This window comes from Ruegeria sp. THAF33 (assembly GCF_009363615.1).
Taxonomy (GTDB): Bacteria; Pseudomonadota; Alphaproteobacteria; order Rhodobacterales; family Rhodobacteraceae; genus Ruegeria.
Map to the genome: position 1 here is coordinate 1,952,835 of NZ_CP045384.1, position 22,115 is coordinate 1,974,949.

The 22,115-nt window shown below is 57.0% G+C and carries 25 protein-coding genes; 10 read left to right on the forward strand and 15 right to left on the reverse strand.

Annotated elements, in window-relative coordinates; all coding sequences use genetic code 11:
• Window positions 1-3: 3 nt before the first annotated feature.
• Window positions 4-333 (reverse strand): sarcosine oxidase subunit delta, encoded by a 330-nt coding sequence (locus tag FIU92_RS09790; protein WP_152458389.1) that lies wholly within the window; start codon window positions 331-333, stop codon window positions 4-6.
• A 75-nt stretch (window positions 334-408) separates the two neighbouring features.
• Window positions 409-1,653: a sarcosine oxidase subunit beta family protein gene (locus FIU92_RS09795; protein WP_152458390.1), complete on the reverse strand. Its 1,245-nt coding sequence runs from the start codon at window positions 1,651-1,653 to the stop codon at window positions 409-411.
• A 176-nt stretch (window positions 1,654-1,829) separates the two neighbouring features.
• On the opposite strand from FIU92_RS09795, the gene ccmI reads away from it, so the two are divergent.
• From ccmI to FIU92_RS09810, 3 genes are read left to right on the forward strand one after another with little or no spacing between them, the layout of a single operon-like run.
• On the forward strand, window positions 1,830-3,050 hold the full coding sequence (ccmI, locus tag FIU92_RS09800; protein WP_152458391.1) for a c-type cytochrome biogenesis protein CcmI: 1,221 nt from the start codon (window positions 1,830-1,832) through the stop codon (window positions 3,048-3,050).
• A complete protein-coding gene (gene ruvX, locus FIU92_RS09805; protein WP_152458392.1) occupies window positions 3,047-3,511 on the forward strand; it encodes a Holliday junction resolvase RuvX in 465 nt (154 codons plus the stop codon). Before ccmI ends, ruvX begins: the two co-directional genes overlap by 4 nt.
• 17 nt (window positions 3,512-3,528) lie before the next feature.
• On the forward strand, window positions 3,529-3,762 hold the full coding sequence (locus FIU92_RS09810) for a DUF1289 domain-containing protein (RefSeq protein ID WP_152458393.1): 234 nt from the start codon (window positions 3,529-3,531) through the stop codon (window positions 3,760-3,762).
• A 653-nt stretch (window positions 3,763-4,415) separates the two neighbouring features.
• Here the strand turns inward: FIU92_RS09810 and FIU92_RS09815 are convergent.
• From FIU92_RS09815 to dusA, 4 genes are read right to left on the reverse strand one after another with little or no spacing between them, the layout of a single operon-like run.
• Window positions 4,416-5,144, reverse strand: a complete 729-nt coding sequence (locus FIU92_RS09815; protein ID WP_152458394.1) for an STAS/SEC14 domain-containing protein — start codon at window positions 5,142-5,144, stop codon at window positions 4,416-4,418.
• 36 nt (window positions 5,145-5,180) lie between these two features.
• Window positions 5,181-5,963: a hypothetical protein gene (locus tag FIU92_RS09820; protein ID WP_152458395.1), complete on the reverse strand. Its 783-nt coding sequence runs from the start codon at window positions 5,961-5,963 to the stop codon at window positions 5,181-5,183.
• A complete protein-coding gene (locus FIU92_RS09825; RefSeq protein WP_152458396.1) occupies window positions 5,960-6,784 on the reverse strand; it encodes a sulfite exporter TauE/SafE family protein in 825 nt (274 codons plus the stop codon). The genes FIU92_RS09820 and FIU92_RS09825 overlap by 4 nt, the downstream gene beginning before the upstream one ends.
• Before the next feature lie 15 nt (window positions 6,785-6,799).
• Window positions 6,800-7,750, reverse strand: a complete 951-nt coding sequence (dusA, locus tag FIU92_RS09830) for a tRNA dihydrouridine(20/20a) synthase DusA (RefSeq protein ID WP_371419713.1) — start codon at window positions 7,748-7,750, stop codon at window positions 6,800-6,802.
• A 321-nt stretch (window positions 7,751-8,071) separates the two neighbouring features.
• Here dusA and FIU92_RS09835 point away from each other — a divergent pair, with 321 nt between their 5' ends.
• The 3 genes from FIU92_RS09835 to FIU92_RS22765 all read left to right on the forward strand — a co-directional run bounded on the left by FIU92_RS09835 (window position 8,072) and on the right by FIU92_RS22765 (window position 9,605).
• Window positions 8,072-8,299 carry a hypothetical protein gene (locus tag FIU92_RS09835; RefSeq protein ID WP_152458398.1) on the forward strand — a complete coding sequence of 76 codons (228 nt, stop codon included), beginning with the start codon at window positions 8,072-8,074 and terminating at the stop codon, window positions 8,297-8,299.
• Between the two features lie 30 nt (window positions 8,300-8,329).
• Window positions 8,330-9,334: a site-specific integrase gene (locus FIU92_RS09840; RefSeq protein WP_152458399.1), complete on the forward strand. Its 1,005-nt coding sequence runs from the start codon at window positions 8,330-8,332 to the stop codon at window positions 9,332-9,334.
• Window positions 9,335-9,443: 109 nt separating this feature from the next.
• The gene (locus FIU92_RS22765) at window positions 9,444-9,605 is read left to right on the forward strand and encodes a hypothetical protein (protein WP_172978482.1); all 162 of its coding nucleotides are present in this window, start codon (window positions 9,444-9,446) and stop codon (window positions 9,603-9,605) included.
• A 39-nt stretch (window positions 9,606-9,644) separates the two neighbouring features.
• Here the strand turns inward: FIU92_RS22765 and FIU92_RS09845 are convergent, their stop codons facing one another.
• The 3 genes from FIU92_RS09845 to bchE form a co-directional block, all read right to left on the reverse strand.
• Window positions 9,645-10,457 (reverse strand): class I SAM-dependent methyltransferase, encoded by an 813-nt coding sequence (locus FIU92_RS09845; RefSeq protein WP_152458400.1) that lies wholly within the window; start codon window positions 10,455-10,457, stop codon window positions 9,645-9,647.
• 63 nt (window positions 10,458-10,520) lie between these two features.
• Window positions 10,521-11,126 (reverse strand): bacteriochlorophyll 4-vinyl reductase, encoded by a 606-nt coding sequence (gene bchJ, locus FIU92_RS09850; RefSeq protein WP_152458401.1) that lies wholly within the window; start codon window positions 11,124-11,126, stop codon window positions 10,521-10,523.
• The gene (bchE, locus tag FIU92_RS09855) at window positions 11,119-12,783 is read right to left on the reverse strand and encodes a magnesium-protoporphyrin IX monomethyl ester anaerobic oxidative cyclase (protein ID WP_152458402.1); all 1,665 of its coding nucleotides are present in this window, start codon (window positions 12,781-12,783) and stop codon (window positions 11,119-11,121) included. Before bchE ends, bchJ begins: the two co-directional genes overlap by 8 nt.
• 289 nt (window positions 12,784-13,072) lie before the next feature.
• Between bchE and pufB the strand changes: the two genes are divergently transcribed.
• The 4 genes from pufB to FIU92_RS09875 all read left to right on the forward strand — a co-directional run bounded on the left by pufB (window position 13,073) and on the right by FIU92_RS09875 (window position 15,774).
• Window positions 13,073-13,228 carry a light-harvesting antenna LH1, beta subunit gene (pufB, locus tag FIU92_RS09860; protein ID WP_152458403.1) on the forward strand — a complete coding sequence of 52 codons (156 nt, stop codon included), beginning with the start codon at window positions 13,073-13,075 and terminating at the stop codon, window positions 13,226-13,228.
• 13 nt (window positions 13,229-13,241) lie between these two features.
• Window positions 13,242-13,592, forward strand: coding sequence for a light-harvesting protein (locus FIU92_RS09865; RefSeq protein WP_152458404.1), 351 nt, complete (start codon window positions 13,242-13,244; stop codon window positions 13,590-13,592).
• A 105-nt stretch (window positions 13,593-13,697) separates the two neighbouring features.
• The gene (locus tag FIU92_RS09870) at window positions 13,698-15,098 is read left to right on the forward strand and encodes a PucC family protein (RefSeq protein ID WP_152458405.1); all 1,401 of its coding nucleotides are present in this window, start codon (window positions 13,698-13,700) and stop codon (window positions 15,096-15,098) included.
• A 67-nt stretch (window positions 15,099-15,165) separates the two neighbouring features.
• Window positions 15,166-15,774, forward strand: coding sequence for a hypothetical protein (locus FIU92_RS09875; protein WP_152458406.1), 609 nt, complete (start codon window positions 15,166-15,168; stop codon window positions 15,772-15,774).
• Between the two features lie 11 nt (window positions 15,775-15,785).
• Here FIU92_RS09875 and idi read toward each other — a convergent pair whose 3' ends face one another.
• From idi to FIU92_RS09905, 6 genes are read right to left on the reverse strand one after another with little or no spacing between them, the layout of a single operon-like run.
• Window positions 15,786-16,328, reverse strand: a complete 543-nt coding sequence (idi, locus tag FIU92_RS09880; RefSeq protein ID WP_152458407.1) for an isopentenyl-diphosphate Delta-isomerase — start codon at window positions 16,326-16,328, stop codon at window positions 15,786-15,788.
• Window positions 16,325-17,503, reverse strand: coding sequence for a geranylgeranyl diphosphate reductase (locus FIU92_RS09885; RefSeq protein WP_152458408.1), 1,179 nt, complete (start codon window positions 17,501-17,503; stop codon window positions 16,325-16,327). Before FIU92_RS09885 ends, idi begins: the two co-directional genes overlap by 4 nt.
• A gap of 2 nt (window positions 17,504-17,505) precedes the next feature.
• Window positions 17,506-18,804 (reverse strand): BCD family MFS transporter, encoded by a 1,299-nt coding sequence (locus FIU92_RS09890; RefSeq protein ID WP_152458409.1) that lies wholly within the window; start codon window positions 18,802-18,804, stop codon window positions 17,506-17,508.
• Window positions 18,801-19,709 carry a chlorophyll synthase ChlG gene (gene chlG, locus FIU92_RS09895; RefSeq protein WP_152458410.1) on the reverse strand — a complete coding sequence of 303 codons (909 nt, stop codon included), beginning with the start codon at window positions 19,707-19,709 and terminating at the stop codon, window positions 18,801-18,803. The genes FIU92_RS09890 and chlG overlap by 4 nt, the downstream gene beginning before the upstream one ends.
• Before the next feature lie 47 nt (window positions 19,710-19,756).
• Window positions 19,757-21,202 (reverse strand): transcriptional regulator PpsR, encoded by a 1,446-nt coding sequence (ppsR, locus tag FIU92_RS09900; protein ID WP_254705287.1) that lies wholly within the window; start codon window positions 21,200-21,202, stop codon window positions 19,757-19,759.
• Window positions 21,177-21,959: a B12-binding domain-containing protein gene (locus FIU92_RS09905; protein WP_152458412.1), complete on the reverse strand. Its 783-nt coding sequence runs from the start codon at window positions 21,957-21,959 to the stop codon at window positions 21,177-21,179. Before FIU92_RS09905 ends, ppsR begins: the two co-directional genes overlap by 26 nt.
• Window positions 21,960-22,115: the final 156 nt, after the last annotated feature.

Sequence of the window (22,115 nt, forward strand, 5' to 3'; positions counted from 1 at the left end):
GCATCAGGAGAACTCTCTCCACGTCCAGCCGGGCCGTTTGGCAGTGATGGCATCCTTGATGTCTTGCGGCGGCTCGGTGACCTGCGCGGAATAGGTGCCGAACACTTCGAGTGTCTGCGTGCAGCGCGCGGCGTGGAACCATTTGCCGCAGCCATTGGCGTGCCGCCAGCGCTCGAAATGAACACCTTTCGGGTTTTCACGCATGAACAGATAGTCGTGGAATTCGTCATCGGACGAGCCCGGACCGAAACGCTTCAGATGCGCTTCGCCGCCGGCGGCCAGTTCGGTTTCTTCGGCGTCTACGCCGCAATAGGGGCAATTCAGGATTAGCATCTTGTCATCCTTTTGGCGGTCGGTCGGCGCGGGGGCCGACCTGAATTCTGTTTTCTGGCACCTTCGGGAATCCCCCTAGTGCGCCACCCCGGCGGCGACGCTTTCGTCGATGAAGCGGCCTTCCTTGAAGCGGTCCATCGAGAAGGCTTCGGTCAGCGGTGAATGACCCGTCGCCATCAACTGTGCCATCCCCCAGCCGGAACCCGGAATCGCCTTGAAACCACCTGTGCCCCAGCCGCCATTGATAAAGCAGCCCTGCAACGGTGTTTTCGACAAGATGGGCGAGCGGTCACCTGTCATGTCCACGATCCCGCCCCACTGGCGCAGCATCTTCAGGCGCGAAATCATCGGGAAGGTTTCGACCAGCGCCCGCACTGTTTCCTCGATATGATGGAAAGACCCGCGCTGAGTGAAGTTGTTGAACCCGTCGGTGCCCCCGCCGATCACCATTTCGCCCTTGTCGGATTGCGACATGTAGCCGTGCACGGTGTTGGCCATCACGACAACATCCATGCAGGGTTTGATGGGTTCGGACACCAGCGCCTGCAAAGCAACGGCTTCCAGCGGCAGGCGGAAGCCCGCCATCTCGGCCAACTGACCCGAATGGCCCGCGACGACGATGCCCAGCTTGTCACAATCGATGGCACCCTTGGTGGTATCGACCCCGACAACGCGACCGTTTTCCGAGCGCACACCGGTGACTTCGCATTGCTGGATGATATCCATCCCCATCGCCGAACAGGCACGCGCATAGCCCCAAGCCACCGCATCATGGCGCGCAGTGCCCCCGCGTTCCTGCCAAAGGCCGCCCAGAACCGGATACCGGGGGCCGTCCAGATTGATGATTGGCACCAGTTGCTTGACGCGCTCGGGGCCGATCCATTCCGTCTTGACACCTTGCAGCGCGTTGGCATGGGCCGTGCGCTGGTAGCCGCGGATCTCGTGCTGGGTCTGCGCCAGCATGATGACGCCGCGCGGGCTGAACATGATGTTGTAGTTCAGTTCCTGGCTCAGGTCCTCGTAAAGGCTGCGCGCTTTCTCGTAGATCGCCGCCGACGGGTCTTGCAGATAGTTCGAACGGATGATCGTCGTGTTGCGACCGGTATTGCCTCCGCCCAGCCAGCCTTTTTCGATAACCGCGACATTCTGGATGCCATAGTTCTTGCCAAGGTAATACGCGGTCGCCAGACCATGACCGCCAGCACCAACGATGATGACGTCATAGCGCTTCTTGGGTTCGGGTGAGCGCCAGGCGCGCTCCCATCCGGTGTGATAGCGCAGAGCTTCCCGCGCCACAGCAAAGGCTGAATAGTGTTTCATGTGCGAATCCATCCGGTTCGGTGATTGGGCGCAGATATGCCGTGTGACGGCATTTTAACCCTGCCGTGCAACGCCGCAATATCGCACTATTGCGACATGTCGCTCATTCGCGGCCATTTGTCCCTTTTGTCGGACGCCTCACAGGTCTAAGTCAGGGCAGCATCCTCGGAGGGACCATGACGTTCTGGGTTCTGATTTTTCTTGTCGCGCTGCTGATCGCAGCTTTTCTCAGCTTTACCCTGCTGCGCAAACGCCGTGGGGATGAACCCGCGGCGGCATACGATCTGCGGGTTTATCGCGAACAGTTGGCCGGTGTGGACCGGGATCTGGCGCGCGGGGTCATTGGCGAGGCCGACGCTGAACGGGTGCGCACGGAAATTTCCCGTCGCATTCTGGCCGCAGATGATCAAATGAAGAAAGAGGGTGCCGGCGCCGGGCCATCTCGTGCGGTCTCGGTGTTGTCGATCCTGGCAATTTCGTTGCTTCTGATCGGCGGAGCATTGGCGATGTATCATCGCACCGGGGCCGTGGGTTTGCCTGACATGCCGCTGACCGCACGGCTTGAACTGGCCAAGGAAGTGCGCGCCAATCGGCCATCCCAAAGCGCTGCGGAAGAACTGGCGACCCCGCCTCGACCTGCGCAGCTGGAAGAAAGCTATGCCTCGCTGCTGAAGCAGTTGCGGGAAACCGTTGCGAGCCGGCCGGATGATTTGCAGGGTCAGATGTTGCTGGCGCAGCACGAGACGAATGCGGGCAACTTCAAGGATGGGTACACCGCGCAGCAAAAGGTGATCGAGCTGTCCGGCGACAGCGCCACGGCTGATACCTATGCGGATCTGGCTGAAATGATGATTCTGGCCGCAGGGGGGTATGTCTCACCCGAAGCGGAACAGGCGCTGATCGAAGCGCTGAACCGTGACCCCCGTCACGGCCCGGCGCGCTATTATTGGGGGCAGATGCTGGCCCAGATCGGGCGGCCGGACCTTGCCTATCGCATGTGGGTCGAAACGTTGCAGGATTCCCCCGCGGGTGCGCCTTGGGCCGAAGCAATTCGGGCTCAGATCGACGAACTGGCCTTTCGGGCCGGCGTTTTCAATGCACCGGATCTGAGCACAGCACCCGGCCCCAGCCAGGAAGACATGGCCGCCGCCGCAGAGCTGAGCCCCGAAGAACGGCAGCAGATGATTCAGGGTATGGTGGACCAGCTGTCTGATCGGCTGGCGACAGAAGGCGGATCCCCCGAGGAATGGGCCCGCCTGATCGCGGCCTTGGGCGTTCTTGGCCAGGGCCAGCGCGCCATCGATATCCGCGATGAGGCCATGGAAGTCTTTGCCGGCAATTCAGAGGCGTTGCAGATCATCGATGCGGCGGCCCTTCAAGCCGGGATCGCTCAATGATCCATGACGCTTTCGAAGAATTTGCAGCCGCGCTGCAACCGATGAGTGCCCTGATGGGACTGGATCTTGGGGAAAAGACAATCGGCGTCGCCGTGTCCGACCGCATGCGCGGTGTCGCCAGCCCGCTGGAAACGGTACGGCGCAAGAAATTCACACTCGATTCCGCGCGCCTGATCGAAATTGTGACCGATCGCGAGATCGGGGGCATCTTGCTGGGCCTGCCCAAGAACATGGATGGCAGCGAAGGGCCAAGATGCCAGTCAACGCGGGCATTTGCGCGCAATTTGTCCCGCCTGACCGAATTGCCCATCGGATTTTGGGACGAGCGGCTCAGCACGGTTGCGGCAGAAAAAGCACTACTTGAGGCGGATACGACACGAAAACGTCGCGGACAGGTTATTGATCACGTTGCGGCCAGTTATATCTTGCAAGGGGCGTTGGACAGGCTGCGCTTTTTGTAACGGGTCGGAGACCAGTGATGACGAATATGGTTTGGAAAAGGAATGAGGTCGAAAGCCCTTGTGTCCAGATCTGTGTCGTTCACCCGACTGAACGCATCTGTACCGGCTGCTATCGCACGATTGACGAAATCACCCGTTGGTCCAAGATGGACAGCAGCGAACGCGCCGAAATCATGGAAGATCTACCAACCAGAAAGCCGCGCCTCAGCAAACGTCGTGGCGGGCGTGCAGCGCGCATAAACGGTTCCTGAAGTCAGCCAGCCTGCTTTGGGGACGTATCCCTGTGGTCATTGGATTCGTCGCGGACCGACCCGTTTGTGTGTTGTCCGCGCAGCTCTGACTCGAACAGTGCCGCGATTTCGGATCTGCTTGTTTTTGCAGTCCCGTATTTTTTCGCTGCACGTTGGACATGCTTCGTGCTGGTCTTGTCCGCCTTGAAAACTGGCGTCTTGCGTGCCGCAAATCTTTCCATCAATAACCTAAGTGTCATCGCAAACTTCCCGCTTCCAATAACTGTGCCGCCGCGGGCCGAGTTCGAGCTCCTAAAAGGGGCCAGCTCATGAACGCATCTGTTCAACGTGAGTGGAGGCCCGCAGCGACACGGCGTAGGTAAGGGCATTTCCGGTCAAATTTAGGGGGAAAACACACGGTTTTTGGTCCGTGTTGACCTTAAGGTCAGAAATTCCACGGAAAAACCCACCAGTTCCCTTACGTCACAATTCTGGACCGGTACGGCATCAAGACCGGTTTCAAGACATGTGGTGCGTGTCGTTCCGCGAAAAAAGCCAATCAGATTTGGTCAATTCGCGCTCAAAGGTGCTTTGTTCTGACCAGAGAACAAAGCACGCAAGCCGCCTGTTGGCTGCAATATCACAGGATGCAGGTTGAGGCGCAGAGCAGGGCCTTATCCCGCGGCCAGCCAGGTTTTAGCGTTTTCGATTTCCTCGGACGGAAAGAACTGAGTCCGTGTGCCCAATACATGACTGGCGACACGTTGTGCCATGTGCTGCCAGCTTTTGTCCCCGACGATGGCCGCGCGATCCAGTTGTCCGATGTGGCGACTGGCCAGACGAAAATGCGCTGCAAGAGCGGACAACCCCTGCCAGCCGTCAAATTCCCGCAGGTCGATCAGCAACCGAAACCCGGAGCGGTCATGCAACAAAGCGTCCAGGTCGCGCTCGGCCTGCTTGTACTCCTCGGGGTCCAGTTTTCCCAAAAGGCTGATCTGCACACATGGGCCCTCAAGATCGGTCACGTGAATGGATCCCAGCGACTCGCGCATCCAGCGCCGGGCGGCTTCAAGCTCGGCCAGTTCAAAGACCTGAACGGGGCATGGCAGGATCGGGGCGGCCAATCGGATGCTGGTTTGCACCCAGCCCTGATCGGCAACAACCGCGATCCGGTCAAACCCCCGCCAGTGGCTGAGCCCCAGCTTGGTGTCGGACCAGGCCGCGCCCAAATCATACCCCTTGAACTCTGGCTGCACGATGGTCAAAAGCCGAACGGAATCGTGTTCTGTCAGCGCTGCTTCGATTGCAGGAACCAGGACATCGGCATAGTCGGCGCTGGTGACTTGCCCCGACAACTCTACTTTTATCAATGCACCATCAGAATTCGTATGGACCGTAATCATCGGTCAAATCCTCCAAAGCCAAACAATGACAGGAGGTTAAGTGGATTCGATCCATTCCGCCACACCCCCGGCGCATTCCGGACGGAAATAGGCGATCATCCGTCCATCCGGCCCTGCGCTTGCCGTTTCCGCCCAGGGGGCAACCCCGTGCAGGCAGTGGCGGTGCAGCACGTAAGCCTCGCCCGGCTTGGCCGGCAGTTCGATTCGCGGGCAGGTTTCGAAAACCTCGCGACGGGCGGATTGGTAGATATCCGTAATATCGACTTCATGCAGACGCTCTGGTGGCGTCCCCGCAAGTGCGCGCCTGAACGCCGCACCCAGGATATGATGACTGCGTTCCCACAACACCATGGGCGATGCATCCGGGCTGGCCTCGGTCAGCGGTATGCCAAAAATCCAGGCGTGCGGCTCATTCACCCGGCGGCGACGATCCGGCCCCATCGGGCGCAAACCGTCCACATGGGCCGCATCCCGATTTCTGCGATACCGCGCGGCGGCTTCGTTTTCCCCCCGGCGCGGGCGTGGATATCCCGGATGCGTGACCGAGACTTGGCCTTTGTGAAGCGGCAACTGCCCGTAACGCCCTGCAATGAATGACATGGCGGTTCCGGCCAAAGGCCCCGATTGACCGACCCTGCCCTGCGCGTCATTGGGCAAGGCGTCAACACCGATGAACCACGTCCCGTCACAATCCAGCCAGTCAGCATGGGCCGGGTCCGTTACCGCGGCCCGTGCGGCAGGCAGCGCATGGCCTACCCAGGTCGCAAGCACTGGATCATACGGGAATTTCACCCAGCCCCTGGCGCCAAAATCCTTCACAAACCCACCGCTTTGCGCAGCATATTGAGCGCCACCAGCGTAAGGAAAACGGCGAAAACGCGCTTCAAAGGTTTCGGATCCATCGCATGGGCCAGCTTCACCCCCCAGGGCGCGGTGATCATCGTCATAGCCACGACGATACAGAAGGCCACCAGATTGACCGCCCCAATGGTCAGCGGAGGCCGGTGTTCCGGTGCGATATCCAGAAACAAAAACCCGATGACCGAGGGCACGGCGATGATCACACCAAACCCGGCGGCGGTTGCGACGGCGCGGTGGATCGGCGTGTTGTACAGGCTCATCAGCGGTACACCAAAACTGCCGCCGCCGATTCCCATCAGAACAGAAAGAAACCCGACCGCGGGGGATAGGATGGCCCGCTTTACCCCACCGGGCATAACATCACCCAGCCGCCATTCCGAACGACCCAGCCCCAGATAGGCCCCGATCACCATTCCCAATATGCCGAACAGCGCCTGCAAAGCTTCGGTCCGCAGGGCCGAGGCAACCAGAACTCCGATGATCGCACCGACGACTATTCCCGGCCCCCAGCCGCGCAGGATATCCCAATCCACCGCACCCTTTTTATTGTGCGCAAGAACGGATCGGACCGATGTCACGATGATCGTGGCCAGCGACGTGGCCAGACACAGTTGCATCAACTGCGGGCCGCCATAGCCAAGAGTTTGAAACGCATAGAAAAAGGCAGGCACCAAGACGATTCCACCGCCGACCCCCAGCAATCCGGCAAGCACGCCGGCCAGCGCTCCGATCGCAAGCAAAAGGCCCAGCATCTGGGCCAGCAACATCGTCTCGGGCATCGTTCCCCCTGCCGCTTAAACTTCTGCCATGGGCGCCACATGATCCAGCGCCCGCAGCATCACCTCGGGTCCGGCCCCATCCCGCACAGCCCCTTCAGACAAGGCGCGCCGCCATGCGCGGGCTCCGGGACGACCTGCGAAAAGGCCCAACATATGACGCGTGATCTGGTGCAAACGCCCGCCATTGGCAAGGTGTCGTTCCACATAAGGCACCATATGTTGAACGATCGCGAACGGATCACGCGTCGTTCCGGTACCAAAGATGCGTCGGTCAGCATCCGACAGGACATCGCCCGGCTGATGGTACGCAGCCCGGCCGATCATCACCCCATCCAGACCGGCTTCCAGATGTGCGGCTGCCTCGTCCAGCGTGTTGATGCCGCCATTGATCGATATGTGAAGATCCGAAAACTCATCCTTCATCCGATGCACAAGGTCATAGTCCAAAGGCGGGATATCCCGGTTTTCCTTGGGGCTCAGCCCTTGCAGCCACGCCTTGCGGGCATGGATTGTCACCCTTTGGCAACCTGCCGCGCTGATGTGCTCAAGAAACGCGGGCAATACATCTTCGGGCTCCTGGTCATCGACTCCTATGCGGCATTTCACGGTGACATCCACATTCACCGCTTCGCGCATGGCAGTCACGCAGTCGGCAACGCGGGCCGGGTCTTTCATCAAGACCGCGCCGAAAGTGCCGGATTGCACCCGATCCGACGGGCAGCCGCAGTTCAGATTGATCTCATCATACCCGGCCTCAGCCCCCAGTCTCGCGGCCTGCGCCAATTCTTCCGGGTCAGAGCCGCCGAGTTGCAACGCAACCGGGTGTTCCTCGGGAGAGTAGTCCAACAGATGCAACGCCCCGCCCCGCACGAGCGCCGGCGCCGTCACCATTTCGGTATACAGCAATGTTTCCGCGCTGAGCAGCCGATGGAAATAGCGGCAGTGTCGGTCTGTCCAGTCCATCATGGGCGCCACGCTTAAACGCGCTGCTTTTTGTGCGTTATTTTTCAGAGCGTTAACTCCATTCATCTCTAAACTTCGCGAAGCACGATTTCCCCTGATTTCACCGTATTTCCGGGGATTTTCGCAGGTTCTCGATTCGAGCGTGCTACGGTGTAGCACATCCAAAGCATACAAACAGCGGCCCAAATGCAGCTGATTTCTGGCCCGGGCGCCGCCGGTTCCATCTTCTGTGTTTCCCTCGGAATTCGGCTATCAAACCTCGGAATCTTTTTCGTGTGACCGAACCGAATTCCCTATCATCGAAAGCAAGATGGGACGAATTCCATGACCACTATCAACAAAAGCACGACGGATGTGCTCGCAGCGATTACTGCCCAGAACCTCTTCCACCGCTCCCCTTCTCAAGCAACCGCTGTGACTGCTGCCGGGGTTGCAGAAAGCACCATACCGATCTCGTCGGCCGAGCAGAAAGAAAAGAAACCTCGCAAGGAGATCCTAGGGAAAAAATTCGAGGAGCAGAACATTACCCGATTTGAGGACAAGAATGGATAGTTCTCCTACCGGGTACAAATCCGAAAGCGTGTGGATGGCAAACAGCACAGCCTCACGAAAACTTTCAGACACCTGCCAAACGCAAAAAAGTGGCGAAACAACCAACTCCGAGAAATCGAAGCAAACGGGTTTCCAATTCAAATCGTAACGGAGACAACAATCTCAGATGTCATCGACGACCGTTTGAAGCGAGGGAAAGCCTTCGGCCGATCGGCTCTCCAAGTTCTGACCTTTATCAAAGCCGACGAGTTCGGAAAGACAAAGGTCTCAACGCTGACGCAGCAACAGTTATATGACTATGCAGACCTGTTGCCGGCTGGTGAAAGAATGCCACAGACAGTCGCAAGCTACATGACTCACCTGGCGAGAACGCTCTCCTGGTCCAAGGACCGGGGTGCTTTGATCCCCATCGAAGTGGTCAACCTCGCCATGCGAACTCTTTGGGAGGATGAAGTCCCGGCTCGATCGGAAGAGCGAGATCGCCGTCCGGAACTCTGTGAGCTAAACAATATTCTGACTGCAATCTCGGAAAAAACCCGGCAGAAGATCCCGGTCGCAATCCTGGTCGTCTTTGCGATTTATTCCGCGCGTCGTCTGAGTGAAATCTGCAATCTGAGGTGGGATGATCTGCGCGAAAATAGTGGCAGAATCCTCGTGCGCAATATGAAACACCCCAGGCAAAAGAAGGGAAACAACGTTTGGTGTACGCTACCGTGCCAAGCGTTGGAGATCATTTTGGCGATGCCCAAGACGTCAGAGTTCATCTTCCCTTACAATCCGCGCTCGGTTGGGACAGCGTACCGTCGCCACCGGGACAAGGTCGGAGTCGTCGACCTGCGCTTCCATGACCTTCGGCACGAAGCAATCAGTCGGCTTTTCGAGATGGGTAAGTCTGCCTCGTTCGTCAGAAAGATCTCAGATCACAAGAATGGTGGATGCCTTTACCGCTACGAACACGTCGAAGAAGAAGGTGACAAATTCGCTAACTGGGACTGGCATCAGCTGATCCTGGAGAAATGCAAGGCACTTCACTGAGTGCCCCGATGGCCGGGCTAAATGCATCGGCCATCAAACTCCCATCAAACCAGTTTTCCGCCTTTTGAAGCCGAAACGCATTTCCTCTCCACAAGCAAGGGAGGCCAAGATGAAAACCATCGACATGCTGCTCGCCCACTTCGGTGGAAACGTACGAAATCTTCTGAAACACTGCGGGCGGTACCGCTTGAATGATCCTGAACTCGTGAAACAGTTCAGGGACACCGCGCCGTATCATCGATTGGAAGATTTGTATGCAAGCAAGAAGTGAGCACCCACATTGTAGTTCGCAAAAAACTCTTCGCGTCCATCAGTGACTTCTGGGTTTGTACGCGATTTGGCTGATGTATGAAATATTGCAAAACAAACAATGCGCTAAGGCGCGTACACGTGCCTCAGCTTTAATGGCTACGGCAGTTTCGCGAAGCAGCCTACCTTGTGCAACGAATTGATCTGCTCCGGCTTCAATGATTGTCAGAAAAAAATTCGCGTCATGCTCAGATACTGGTTTGTGCAAGGTCTGATGCCCGAGCTTGAAGCCTGTCTCGGTGAGGACTTCTGGCAACTGACGCATGACCCAAAGGTTCGTTACATTACTTGTCAAAATCCGGAGAATGAGCTGGTCCAAAAGGTCGTGGTCAGGGATTGGCGCACTCATGTTGTCGAACTCGCCATCACAAATTGCCAGGACGCCTCCCGGTTTCAGAAGACGATGTGCTTCACGAACTACATTCTGAAAATCATGCACGTGACACAAAACAGAGTGCAGCAGGATCAAGTCGTAGGACTGACTCTCTAAACCGGTTTTTCTGGCATCTCCGACTTCGAAGCTGAGGTGGGGATTGGGCGAAAAAGCCTCTGTCGCCTTCGCCACTAAAAGCGGAGAAGCCTCAATACCATGCGCACGTGTTGCTCCTGCGGTTTCAATCAGATCCAAGGTAACGTGACCGGTGCCGGATCCAAGTTCCAGCGCTGTTGCGTGCGGTGGGAGGTTCAGGTCTTTCAAGAAGGCTTTGCGCATCTCTTTGTGCGCCGGGTCTTGACCGCGCGCAGTCAGGATGTCTCCGACTCTTTCTTGAAGAGCAATGTCAAGGGACGCCACGTCTGCGTAAGGATCAATCATTTTTGCCCCCCTTAAGCACCCGAGATTCGTCTGCCGCAAGCAGACCCAGAAATCCCAAAAGCCCTAACCACGACCCATCGTCACCGTTAGCTCGAAAAAGCAGGCATTGACGGAGCCTTGCGCGCAGCAGCTCGTTTCAACACAGTTAACTTCCGGATGAACCAATTCCCGGTATAGATATTCAAAGACGGCTGCATGCCAAAGACACAACGGCGTTTGGCTTGTTTCGCCTCGAACGATTGGGTTGTCGGTAATTTTGAACGTCCACGAGTCCTGCAACTGGAACTTACCAGAGCCTGCGAAAGTCCAAGCGTGATGCGCGATGGCCTTTGACAGTAGCCGGGCAGACATAAAGGCTGGCAGCGCTTTGAGAATTCGCTGAATGGGTTTCGGAATACGATGTTGCAGAATATACCGGGCGGTCCCCTTCCCGGCCGCAGCGGCCATGGCGCCGCTGCGCTCCGGTTCCTCCCGTCGTAGCATTTGATGCAGGCGCACGGCGTGGATTTCCGGGATCATATCTCGACCGTCTGGTGTTCGCGTCAGCCCCGCTTCGGCAAGCATGTGCGAGAGACGCGAAGCACCACAGATTTTTTCAATCTGCGGCAGAAGCTGAAGGACTGCATTCGGTCCTATCAGCGCCTCGACTGTTGCCGCACGCTCAGACATCTTCCATCTGCTGATCGCCACCGCCGCAGGCGCGCGCATCGACACCATTTGTCATTTTGAGAGCCTCGGATCGGTGGGTCGCTCGTTCCTTCATCTGGGCTTTCACGGCTTCGCGCCGCTCGGCTGCTCGGGCGGCTCTGTCCGCGGCGGCCTCCCAGTCTTCAAGCTGAGCTTCGGCCAGTTGACGAGTTTCGTCGAAATGGAAATCCACCTTGGACTTGGTTTGCGGGCCCCAATAGCCGGCTTTGCCCAAATCATAAAACGTTCGCTGGAAACCGGCTTTCAGAAAGGCATAGAGGCAGCCCAAGAGATAGCGTCGCCGAAAGCCTGTGCCTCGCCATGGATAGTGGAACAGAGCCTTCTTCATGTAGAAGCGACGGTAGTTATTCATCACGCCGTCCAGTAGTTCACCGCGCTCCATGGCGGCGGGTTTCATGATTGGGGTGACGAAGTTGTATTTCGAAAAATCGAAGACCTGCACCTGATCCTTTAGATCCTGAAACAGCGGGGTGAACGGCCATGGTGTATACATCGACCAGTTTGCCAGATCAGGCTGCCAGTCCCACGCCATCCGATAGGTCTCTTCCAGCGTTTCAGGGGTTTCATTGTCCAAGCCCACGATAAACTGAGCCTCGACCAGAATATCGGCCTCGCGCAAGAGACGGATGGCCGTCTTGTTTTCCTCGACCTTCGTTTCCTTGTTGAATTGGTCCAGTTTCATCTGCGCGGCGGCTTCGGTGCCCAATGACACGTGAACAAGGCCAGCCTTGCGATAGAATTTCAGGTTCTCCTTGTCCCGATAGATATCGGTGACGCGCGTGTTGATCCCCCATTTCACCCGGCGCGGCAGATCCCGGTCGATGAGTTCTTGGCAGAAGGCCAGGAATTTCTTTTTGTTGATGGTCGGTTCTTCGTCGGCAAGGATGAAAAAACCGACCCCGTGATTTTCAACGAGGTCTTCGATTTCGTCCACCACATCCTTTGGATCGCGCACCCGGTAGTCGCGCCAGAACTTCCACTGACTGCAGAAGGAACAGGTAAAAGGACAACCGCGCGCAAGATTGGGGATCGCAACACGGGTTCCGAGCGGGATGTAGATGTATTTCTCCCAATCCAAAACGGTCCAATCCGGTTTGATGGCAGATAGGTCTTTGACCGTCGGTGCCGCCGGGGTCGCTACGATCTCATCGTCGTCACAAAACGCCAGTCCTTTGATCTTGCGCCGGTCGTGCGGCCATCGGCCATCGCGGATGGCCTGCATCAATTCGGTGCAAATCTCTTCACCTTCTCCACGCACGATGACGTCAACCCAGGGCGCTTCGGACAAGACTTGCTTGTACATAAAGGTGGCATGCACTCCGCCCAACACACGGATCGCGTTCGGCGCGACGTCTCGGGCTATCCGCAACACGTCTTCGGCACGGTAAATCGATGGCGTAATTGCAGTGACACCCACCACATCCGGCCTGAGAGCGGCGATTCGAATTGACAAGTCCTCGTCCGACACATCGTCGGTCATCGCATCAATAAAGTGAATGTCTTCGAACCCGGATTGACGCAGATGCCCAGTAAGATACGCCACCCATGCCGGAGGCCAAGTGCCAGCGATCTCAGCTCCGCCAGACCGGTAATTTGGGTGAACAAACACAATTCTCATGGCAGCCTCCCAGTGTAACTTTTTATAGACACTTATGATGTCATTTTCAATTGACATAAATCAAAATGGGAATGTGATCACAGTTGAAAGGCAAGGTCTGCCCACAAAACGAGCCTCAAAAGTGTCTAATTGACCTGACAGTTTTTACTGTCATATAATACTGACACTCCGGTTTCTCTAAATGCGCTCCATATCGGCTGTGCGCACTCGACCGGAGAACTTGCCGTGCAGGATCCGTTCTGCGCGTTTTTGGCACGTTTTTTCAACAGCCGGTCAACGGGAGGCAATCATGTCTGACGACCCAGAAAAAGTATGGCCAACCGGTCTCAACCTACGTGAGGCTGAAGAGGTCCACAGCTACCTTATCGACGGGACTCGCGTGTTCGGCGTCATCGCCCTGCTTGCGCACATCCTTGTTGCGGTCGCAACACCTTGGCTCGGATGAAAGGAGCGATCAGATGAACAATTCAAAAATCTGGCTCGTCGTTAAACCCACCGTTGGTATTCCGCTGTTCCTGTCGGCGGTCGCGGTCGGATCCTTTGCGGTTCATGTTGCGGTTCTTAGCAACACGACATGGGTGTCAGACTTCCTGTCTGGCAAGCCTTTGGGTAGCGGTGCTGAAACCGCGATGTTGCCGCAGGAAGATAGCGAAGCGACCGCAAAAGCATCGTTTGTTTCGGCCAATACTGCGTCCAGCGGCGATCGGATCCTGGTAGAGATGCCGGACGGTACTCTGGCAGTGGCGACGGTAGAGGCACCAGCTGTTCTGGCATCTGCATCCGAGGCGGTTCCGCCTCCGGAGCACTGAGGCCAGCAAAAACAACGGAACGGGTCCGGTGCTAAGCAGCACCGGACAGACCAGTCGCCTGAAGATATCGGCTGGCAAGAGACGATTTGGGACAAGTACTGAGCAATGCTCGACTATCGATCATTTGCACTGAATAAGCTTTCGCGGCTTAGCACGCGGTATCTGCCTTTCGCAGATGTGGCGAGCGATGATGTTCCGATGACAAGGCTTCTTCGACTGTCTTTATTTCAAGTCACTGTTGGCATGGCCTTGGTCCTGCTCGTCGGCACATTGAATCGGGTGATGATTGTCGAGCTGGGTGTTTCCGCCGCATTGGTTTCGGTGATGATTGCTTTGCCCATATTGTTCGCACCTCTGCGCGCCCTAATCGGGTTCAAATCTGACACGCACAGCTCGGCTCTTGGCCTACGACGATTCCCTTACATCTACCGCGGCACGCTGCTGCAATTCGGTGGGTTTGCAATCATGCCTTTCGCCTTGCTGGTACTGTCGGGATATGGCGAGGCAATCAACGCTCCGCGTTGGATTGGCCTGTCTTCGGCAGCGTTGTCTTTCCTGCTGGTCGGTGCAGGAGTTCATATGGTTCAGACCGTTGGACTTGCGCTTGCAACCGACCTTGTTCCGCAAGAGGACCAGCCCAAGGTCGTTGGCTTGATGTATGTCATGCTGCTGGTTGGGATGATCGGATCAGCCTTCATCTTTGGCGCGCTACTTGAAAACTATAGCCCCGGGCGCCTGATCCAGGTCATCCAGGGCGCTGCTGTTCTCACGGTCCTTCTCAATGCATTTTCGGTTTGGAAACAGGAGGTCCGGGGTCGGCATGTTCAGGCCGTCGCTGCACCTCCGTTTTCCGTAGCCTGGGAAAGATTTGCCAATCGGGCCGGGGCTAAGCGTTTGTTGGCGGTGATCGCTTTGGGAACGTTCGCATTTGGGATCGCCGATGTGATCATCGAACCATACGGAGGCCAGGTTCTGCAAATGTCGGTCGCGGCGACAACCAAGCTGACCGCGACGCTGGCACTTGGCACCTTGTTTGGTTTGGCCGTCGCCTCGCGCGTGTTGGGCCGTGGGGGCTCGCCCACCCGTATGTGCTTGATGGGGGCGCTGGCCGGCATCCCGGGATACATTGCGATCATTCTGGCCTCGCCGCTGGATTGGTTGGCCTTGTTTGTTGTCGGAACCTTTGCGACTGGTGTTGGCGCCGGCCTGTTCGGCCATGGTACGCTGACCGCAACCATGCGATCCGCCCCTGAGTCCCAAACCGGGCTTGCGCTTGGCGCGTGGGGGGCTGTTCAAGCGACGGCCGCTGGTGCTGGTGTCGCATTGGGCGGCGTCATCCGCGATTTGATGCTTCAATTGCAGGGTGATCATCAGTTTGCACCCAGCATGGCCTATTTGCCCGTCTTTTCAATGCAGATCCTTTTCCTGGCTTTTGCGCTGATTACGGTACTGCCGCTGCTGCGGTTGTCTCCTACCCAGACCGACAATTCGGCCTACTTTCGGTAAAACAGCTATGAAGTGGACTGACTCAACGCACCGCCAACTGACCTCGAACTGAAGAACAGGAGCGATCATGACGACTGTAATTTCAAGAGTATACGCAGCAGAAGCCACAGCCCAAGGCGTGATGACAGCGCTGCGCGAGGCAGGACACCCCGAGGCGAATTTCGATATGTTCGAAGGGGGTGGGCGCGGCCTGACAGCAAAGATCGTCGCCGCCCGGGTCAGTGAAGAAAATGCAAAAACCTATGTCAAAATGCTCAAGGAGGACGGGTCGCGGCTGATCGTCATGCGTGCGCCGTTCACCCCTTTCGGAGCTGCCCGGAACGCCCTTTCAATCATGGACAGCGTCGAAAGCGTCCAGGCAAAGGTGGAAACCGAAACTCAGTACATTCGCGAAGAACCGGATATGGATCTGTTCATTCGCCAGAAGATCCTGATGGATCACCCACGTTTTCTGACCCCTGATATGAACCCCCGAGCCAATGCAGACAGAGGGTTGGTGTCTGCAGCGATGCATTGGAAAATACTTACCAAGCATCGCACAAAACGATCGGCCATGTCGGGAACACGCTTTATGTCCCAGCGCATACTGCCGTTCAAATTACTGTCGGACAAGCCGCGGAAAAACTCGGTGATTTCAGGCGGTCGGCGGATGCTTTACAATCCCTCAGCCGACTAAGTGCAAGCCGCTTAAACCATAAGGTCAGCCGCAAGCGCTGGCCCCAGGATACGGTGCGCGTGGTCGCGCATATAGATCCTCAACCAAGGCGTGAATAGTTCAGGCGAATGGTCGATTTCCTTGGTCAAATCGGCCAGGTGAACCCAACGCGTATCTGATACCTCGTCTGGGTTCGGGTGAAGCTTCATGTTCACGGTCGCTTCGGCGCGGAAAACATCAACCAATTCATGCTCAATCAGCCCCTGCCCCACATCCGCACGATATTCGAGAACGGTTGAAAAACGCGGAGATAGGCCGGTGATCCCCAACTCTTCGCGCAAGCGTCGGGTGGCACAATCCACCGGAGCCTCATTCCAATCTGGATGCGTACAACAGGTATTCGCCCAAAGGCCCGGCGTGTGGTATTTGCACGCGGCTCGCTTCTGCAATAACAGATTTGGGCCACTCAGCACAAAGGCCGAAACCGCTTTGTGCCGAAGACCCAGCTGATGCACTTTTAGTTTTTCGACAGGCTTCAACTCGCCATCGACCCAGGCTGGTATCATCATGTTCATACGAATTCTGCCCGGACGAGCCCTGTCAAATGCGCCAGGTTCTTCAGTCCGATGCGCACATGCGCCATCGGGCGCGCCTTGACCAGTTTCTTGTTCATATAGGCCTCGAACGTCAGGCGCTGCACATCGATGTCATGACATAGCGACACGAACCGCTCGCGTCGGTCGTCTGAGCGGTAATAGGCGTTTTGCATCGAAGCCAACACGCGGAAAACCGTCTTATGCTCTTTCAGGAACAGTCGCCGCGCCAGTTTGAGGTCGGAAACCTTGCCCGAGGCAAGGCAGGCTTGCGCAGCGGTTGCCGCAACCGTGCCACCTACCATCGCGTAGTAGATCCCCTCGCCCGAGCTTGGAGCCACCACGCCCGCAGCATCCCCAGCCAGAATGACGTCACGCCCGTTGTCCCAGCGATCCAATGGTTTCAGTGGAATTGGTGCGCCCTCGTGACGGATCGTGCGACACCCCTCCAAACCGGATGCGCTCCGCAGCTCCTTCGTCGCTTTCTTGAGGTCGAACCCGTTGATGCCGGTCCCCATACCTACGCTGGCGGTCTGGCCGTGAGGGAACACCCAGCCGTAGAAATCCGGAGAAATCGACCCGTCATAAACCACGTCACATCGGGTCGGATCATAGGCCTGCACCGCTTCCGGAGCTTCGATAATCTCATGATAAGCAATGACATAGGGGATCTTGTCACCACCGGGAACCTCGGCCCGCGCAACGTTTGACCGCGCTCCATCCGCACCGATGATCAGCCGCGTGGGCAGTTTCAACTCTTCCTTGCTCTGTTTTTCCCGATAGACAACCGACGGGCCGCACTCGTTGCGTTCAATTCGCAGGAATGTACCCGTACGGCGCTGCGCGCCAGCGGATTGTGCTCGCCGACGCAGGAACTCATCGAAATGCTCTCTGTCGACCATCCCGACAAATCCGTTTTCGATGGCAATATCCACCTGCCGCCCGGTCGGAGAGATCATGCGCGCCGTGTTGATCTTGGCCACCAGCTGTTCGTCAGGGATGTTGTAATCCTCGATCAAACGAGGCGGTATCGCCCCACCGCAAGGCTTGATCCGCCCGTCCCGGTCCAGCATGCAAACCTTATGCCCGGCGTTTGCAAGATCTTCGGCGGCTGTGGCTCCGGCTGGGCCGCCACCGACTACAACGACATCATACATGGCTATTCTCCCGCAACGACATGCGTATTACGCCGTGTTTCGTTAATGACTTGAGCGGCAAGGATTGCTGCCGCGACAAACAGGGCAGCTTCGGCGAGGAAGACCGCTCCGAACGCGTTTGCATCCGACATCGCAGACCGAAATACATCCGCCGCCGCTGCGCCCAGCAAACCTCCGACACCAGCGGCAATTGCTTGTGCTGCACCCCAAAGCCCCATGCGCGTGCCTTCTTGTCCACTGGCATGCTCACCGGCCAATTCCATCATGGCGCCGATCGCAGCCACAGCGAACATGCCATTGAAGAAGCCAAGCGCCACAACAGCCCATATCAGTGGGGCACCCGGCCCCATCTGGCCCATCGCGAAGATCACCCCCAGACTGACCGCCGAACCCAGGCAGCCTGCAACCACCCAACCACGCAGCGATCCGATCCTCAGCCCGGTTACAGCGATCCCGACTGAGAGCATCCCGAGGAATACCCCGCCGTTTTGTGCCCCAGACAGGGATGTGGATTCGCCCGGCGTATAGCCGAATACCAGTCCCGCATAGGGTTCTAAAATCAATTCCTGCATGAAGAAGGCGGTCATCGACAGGAAGACAAACACAGTGAACCTGCGTGCCGCATCATCCGCCCAGACGTCGCGCAGAGCGTCGCGGAATCGCAGCTTAGCTTTCGATGGCCGTGTCACGGCCTCTACGCCCGCCTCGATGCGCCATGTGGCCACAGACGTCAGAGCTACAGCGCCCAACCCGACACACGCGACGATGACAAGCAGTCTGGACGGGCTATACGGATCGAGCATCGCACCAACAGATGCGGCGGTAATCGCGATCCCGGCAATCATCATAAGCCATGTGATCGTTGCAGCAGCCGCGCGGCGGCGAGGCGCCGTGGCAGTAGCGAGTAAAGCCAGCAATGACGTGCCTGACGCGCCGACCCCCACGCCGATCGCTGTGTACGAGAGGACCGACAGGAACAGCGCTAACCAGAAGCTTTCGCCAAAGAGCGGAATGCAGAACGCCGCACCCAAAGCCCCAAAGGCAAGGATCGCCATGCCCCCGATAACCCATGGGGTCCTCCGCCCCGTCGCGTCCGACAGAAAGCCCCAATGGGGGCGAGAAATCTGAATACCGTAATGCAGGCCCACCAGCAGGCCCGGTAGGATCGCAGGCAGCGCCAGTTCGACCACCATCAGCCGGTTCAGGGTTGATGTGGTGAGAACTACGATGCTCCCCAAACACATCTGAACCAGACCCAGCCGGACAATTCCGATCCATGAGAGATATCCGGAGTTGCTCATACCAAAGCCTCCAATCCGCGCAGACCAAAGGCCGCGATCATCATGCCACTGACGTAAAGGGAAACACCAGTGCCGTTGTACCAAGGTGCCTTTGCTTTGGGGTCTTTCAGCAAGACGCGCATTGCCATCAGCTGACCGATCACTGCAGCCAGGATAGCCAAAGCAAAGATCGGTTGGCCCCAAAGCGTCAACAGAGCAATGACGGCCGTTTGCGGCACAATCATCATCCAACATGCCAAACGAGCAGCGCGCTCAGGTCCGAGTGTCACCGGAAGGGAGTTGATCCCCAATTGCCGATCACCCTCTAACGCCTTGAAATCATTTAGCGTCATGATCCCATGCGCGCCAAGCGCATAAAGCGCCGCGATGATCACGACTTGCAAGGAAGGTGCCCCAGCCGACAGAACCGCCGCGCCGGTGAACCAGGGCAGGCCTTCGTAACACAGGGCCACAAGGCCCGGACCCCACCAGCCTGAACGCTTCAGCCGTACGGGTTCAGCTGAATAGGCCCAGGCCGCAAGCACTCCAAACACGGTTGCGCCAAAGCCCCAGGGCCCCAACTGCCAACCGACCGCCAAGGCCAGAACGCTCATCGCGATGGCGATCCAAGCCCCCCACATACCGGGGATGCGACCCGACGGAATGGGGCGGTGGGGCTCGTTGATCTTGTCGACATGACGGTCGCACCAGTCATTCGCGGCCTGACTCATTCCGCAGACAATCGGACCGGCAAGGACGAGGCCCAATAGGATCAATCCGATCTGTCCAGATAACGCGCCGCCCGAGGAGACCACCCCGCACAAAAACGCCCACATCGGCGGGAACCAGGTGATGGGCTTGATCAACTCCAACGCCGCCAGTGGCTGCGGCCAGGAGGATGAGTGTAAATCTGTATTTGCGCTCATGTGTCAATCTTGATTGACAACTTGAGTCGATGCAAGAAAAACGCGCGCTACTCGCCGTCTTGTTTTTCCTGAATTCCCAGCTTGTGCAATTTGACGTATAGACTTTGGCGCGACAGGCCCAACATTTCGGCTGCGGCAGCCCGGTTATTGCCGGTTAACTCAATCGCCGTCTCAATGCACATGCGCTCGATCACATCCGTGGTCTGGGACACGATTTCCTTGAGATGTGCCGAACCTACCAGATCCACCACGTCCCCACCCGCCAGATTCTGACGATTGTTGACCGGCGCCCGCATCGCCTCGGACCGCGTTGCGTCCCGGATCACAAATGCGACGGATGGATTAGAGCGGCTGTTCAGATAGGAAACCGAGACCTCAGCAGCTGTCCAAACACCCACGTCGTTGCAAAACTTGGTCGCATATACGGACATGCGACCTGATTTCATTGCATTATCAAGCAGTACATTCAGGTCAATCTGACCGCGCGCCATGTATTCAGCTAGACTGGTTCCCCGCACATCTACGTGATGGGCAAAATCGACGAGCCTGAGAAATGCTTCATTTGCCGACTGAATGACACCCTTGCTATCCGTAAAAACAATCGCCTCAGCCCCCGTCCGGAACAGCCGAGCCAGATTGTCCGACAGCTGATCGCTGGCGTGTTCTTCAGTTGTACCAGATTCCAGACGACAGATCAGCATACGCTCCCCGCCGGCCCGGAAACTAATCGGCGTTATCGTTATGTCACTGCGCGTACGCTTGGCCTGAATGGTTACCTCAGCGTCGACCTCTGAAAGAGCCAGAGCCAAAATGTTCTGAACAAACTCGGAACGTCCGCGATCCTTGAATTCATTTGCAAAGGGCTGGCCCTGAAGCTGGTCTTTAGCGGCCCCTAACAGATGCGCGGCCGCGTCGTTCAAATCGCGAATACGCCCATCTGTGACCGACACCAACGCAAAAGCGTCACGCGTGACCGACATCAGCATGCGGTAGCGCGCGTCAAACTCACGCCGCTCCTCGTAGCCTTGCTCCAACGCCAGTTGAGCCTGAACCAATTGCTGCTGAGTTTCAGCGACTTGTCGCAAATCACGCCCAAGCATCAGGATGGCAGGCTCGCTATGTCCGACCGGATGTATCGAATATCGAACCGGATATTGCCAAGCCATTTTGTCCCGATGGTTCAATTCGACCTGCTGAATACTGGCGCTTTCGGCAGACTGCTTGAGTATGCGGTCCAGCTTGGGAAGGCACTCCTCGGTCAAATAGTCTGTCAGATTGTTGCCAACCCAATGATCCAGATCGCCGTAAGGGGCTCCGTTCTCGCTGACCAACGCGGCCATGACCACGCCCTCAGCATCTATGATCAATGCGATATCTGACGCTTCAGAAAGAACGCCCGCTAAGAACTCTGGTTCGATCATTGGCAGTGCGGCGATCTGCCAAGGGTTCGGCTTGCCCGACGTCATGTCATTGAGCCGCGAGAGGACCCGCACGATCCTTGGCGTTCGCCAGTCCGGCAAGCGCAACTTCGAAATTGGATGTGGTAATATCCGCGCCTGTTCCTGTTGAAGTCAACTTCACCTGCTTCTCTATTGCCCCGCCAATAACCAACCTTGGCGGCCGGTTTATTTCTGACCGAATACGTGTGATCAAACGTACCGCATTGTCAAGAGCCTGGGTTCCAGCACAGGAGATCAGCGCAGCATCAAACCGCCCCCGCCGAATGCATGATACCACTTCCTTTTGTTTGGCTCCGGCGATCAACTGAACGGAACATCCCATGCGGCGCAACTGCGACGTCATCACGACTGATCCGATCATGTGCTGCTCACCAGGTGCTATAGCGACAAGGATCGTGGGCTGCCCAGTATGACGCGGGCGCATGTCCCAGTTATCTGACAAGGCCTTGCACAGTGCATAGAGACGCGAAGACGCAAATGTCACCGTCGCGAAACTCGCTTCATCATCCACCCACATCTGACCAGCGCGACGAGCGGCTTCAGGGATGCATACGTCAATAATTTCGGACGATGACACACCAGTTTCCCTCAAGAAATCAATTGCCGTTTCTTGAGAAAAGCCTCCGTCGTACATCACCTCGGCAAACAGCCAATCTGTCACCTCATTGAGATCCAGCAACGACGGGTTCCGTGATTTCGAGTCAAGGGAACTCAAGACCTGCTTCGCAAACGCTTCAAGCTGGTTTTGATCCAGTGGTCGATTGCCTTGAAATGGATCGACAGGTGGCATCGGAGTATCCAATCCTTGCTAAAGGGCTGCGACTGGAATCGTTATTGGGGTGGTTAACTGACCTCGGATCAGTCTGGTTCAAGTGGACGGATTTGTCAAACTTAGTAGACATATTGTGGATATCTCCATCCGGAATGAATGCGGAATTTCATATTA

Excerpts from the sequence above, each read along its gene's own strand:
- FIU92_RS09890 (WP_152458409.1), bottom strand. The coding sequence starts at position 18,804 with ATGAGCAACTCCGGATATCTCTCATGGATCGGAATTGTCCGGCTGGGT.
- FIU92_RS09865 (WP_152458404.1), top strand. The coding sequence starts at position 13,242 with ATGAACAATTCAAAAATCTGGCTCGTCGTTAAACCCACCGTTGGTATT.
- FIU92_RS22765 (WP_172978482.1), top strand. The coding sequence starts at position 9,444 with ATGAAAACCATCGACATGCTGCTCGCCCACTTCGGTGGAAACGTACGA.
- FIU92_RS09905 (WP_152458412.1), bottom strand. The coding sequence starts at position 21,959 with ATGCCACCTGTCGATCCATTTCAAGGCAATCGACCACTGGATCAAAAC.
- pufB (WP_152458403.1), top strand. The coding sequence starts at position 13,073 with ATGTCTGACGACCCAGAAAAAGTATGGCCAACCGGTCTCAACCTACGT.
- FIU92_RS09825 (WP_152458396.1), bottom strand. The coding sequence starts at position 6,784 with ATGCCCGAGACGATGTTGCTGGCCCAGATGCTGGGCCTTTTGCTTGCG.
- FIU92_RS09835 (WP_152458398.1), top strand. The coding sequence starts at position 8,072 with ATGACCACTATCAACAAAAGCACGACGGATGTGCTCGCAGCGATTACT.
- FIU92_RS09815 (WP_152458394.1), bottom strand. The coding sequence starts at position 5,144 with ATGATTACGGTCCATACGAATTCTGATGGTGCATTGATAAAAGTAGAG.
- FIU92_RS09845 (WP_152458400.1), bottom strand. The coding sequence starts at position 10,457 with ATGATTGATCCTTACGCAGACGTGGCGTCCCTTGACATTGCTCTTCAA.
- FIU92_RS09875 (WP_152458406.1), top strand. The coding sequence starts at position 15,166 with ATGACGACTGTAATTTCAAGAGTATACGCAGCAGAAGCCACAGCCCAA.
- FIU92_RS09810 (WP_152458393.1), top strand. The coding sequence starts at position 3,529 with ATGACGAATATGGTTTGGAAAAGGAATGAGGTCGAAAGCCCTTGTGTC.
- dusA (WP_371419713.1), bottom strand. The coding sequence starts at position 7,750 with ATGATGGACTGGACAGACCGACACTGCCGCTATTTCCATCGGCTGCTC.
- FIU92_RS09790 (WP_152458389.1), bottom strand. The coding sequence starts at position 333 with ATGCTAATCCTGAATTGCCCCTATTGCGGCGTAGACGCCGAAGAAACC.
- FIU92_RS09885 (WP_152458408.1), bottom strand. The coding sequence starts at position 17,503 with ATGTATGATGTCGTTGTAGTCGGTGGCGGCCCAGCCGGAGCCACAGCC.
- bchE (WP_152458402.1), bottom strand. The coding sequence starts at position 12,783 with ATGAGAATTGTGTTTGTTCACCCAAATTACCGGTCTGGCGGAGCTGAG.
- FIU92_RS09795 (WP_152458390.1), bottom strand. The coding sequence starts at position 1,653 with ATGAAACACTATTCAGCCTTTGCTGTGGCGCGGGAAGCTCTGCGCTAT.
- idi (WP_152458407.1), bottom strand. The coding sequence starts at position 16,328 with ATGAACATGATGATACCAGCCTGGGTCGATGGCGAGTTGAAGCCTGTC.
- ruvX (WP_152458392.1), top strand. The coding sequence starts at position 3,047 with ATGATCCATGACGCTTTCGAAGAATTTGCAGCCGCGCTGCAACCGATG.
- chlG (WP_152458410.1), bottom strand. The coding sequence starts at position 19,709 with ATGAGCGCAAATACAGATTTACACTCATCCTCCTGGCCGCAGCCACTG.
- FIU92_RS09870 (WP_152458405.1), top strand. The coding sequence starts at position 13,698 with ATGCTCGACTATCGATCATTTGCACTGAATAAGCTTTCGCGGCTTAGC.
- ccmI (WP_152458391.1), top strand. The coding sequence starts at position 1,830 with ATGACGTTCTGGGTTCTGATTTTTCTTGTCGCGCTGCTGATCGCAGCT.
- bchJ (WP_152458401.1), bottom strand. The coding sequence starts at position 11,126 with ATGTCTGAGCGTGCGGCAACAGTCGAGGCGCTGATAGGACCGAATGCA.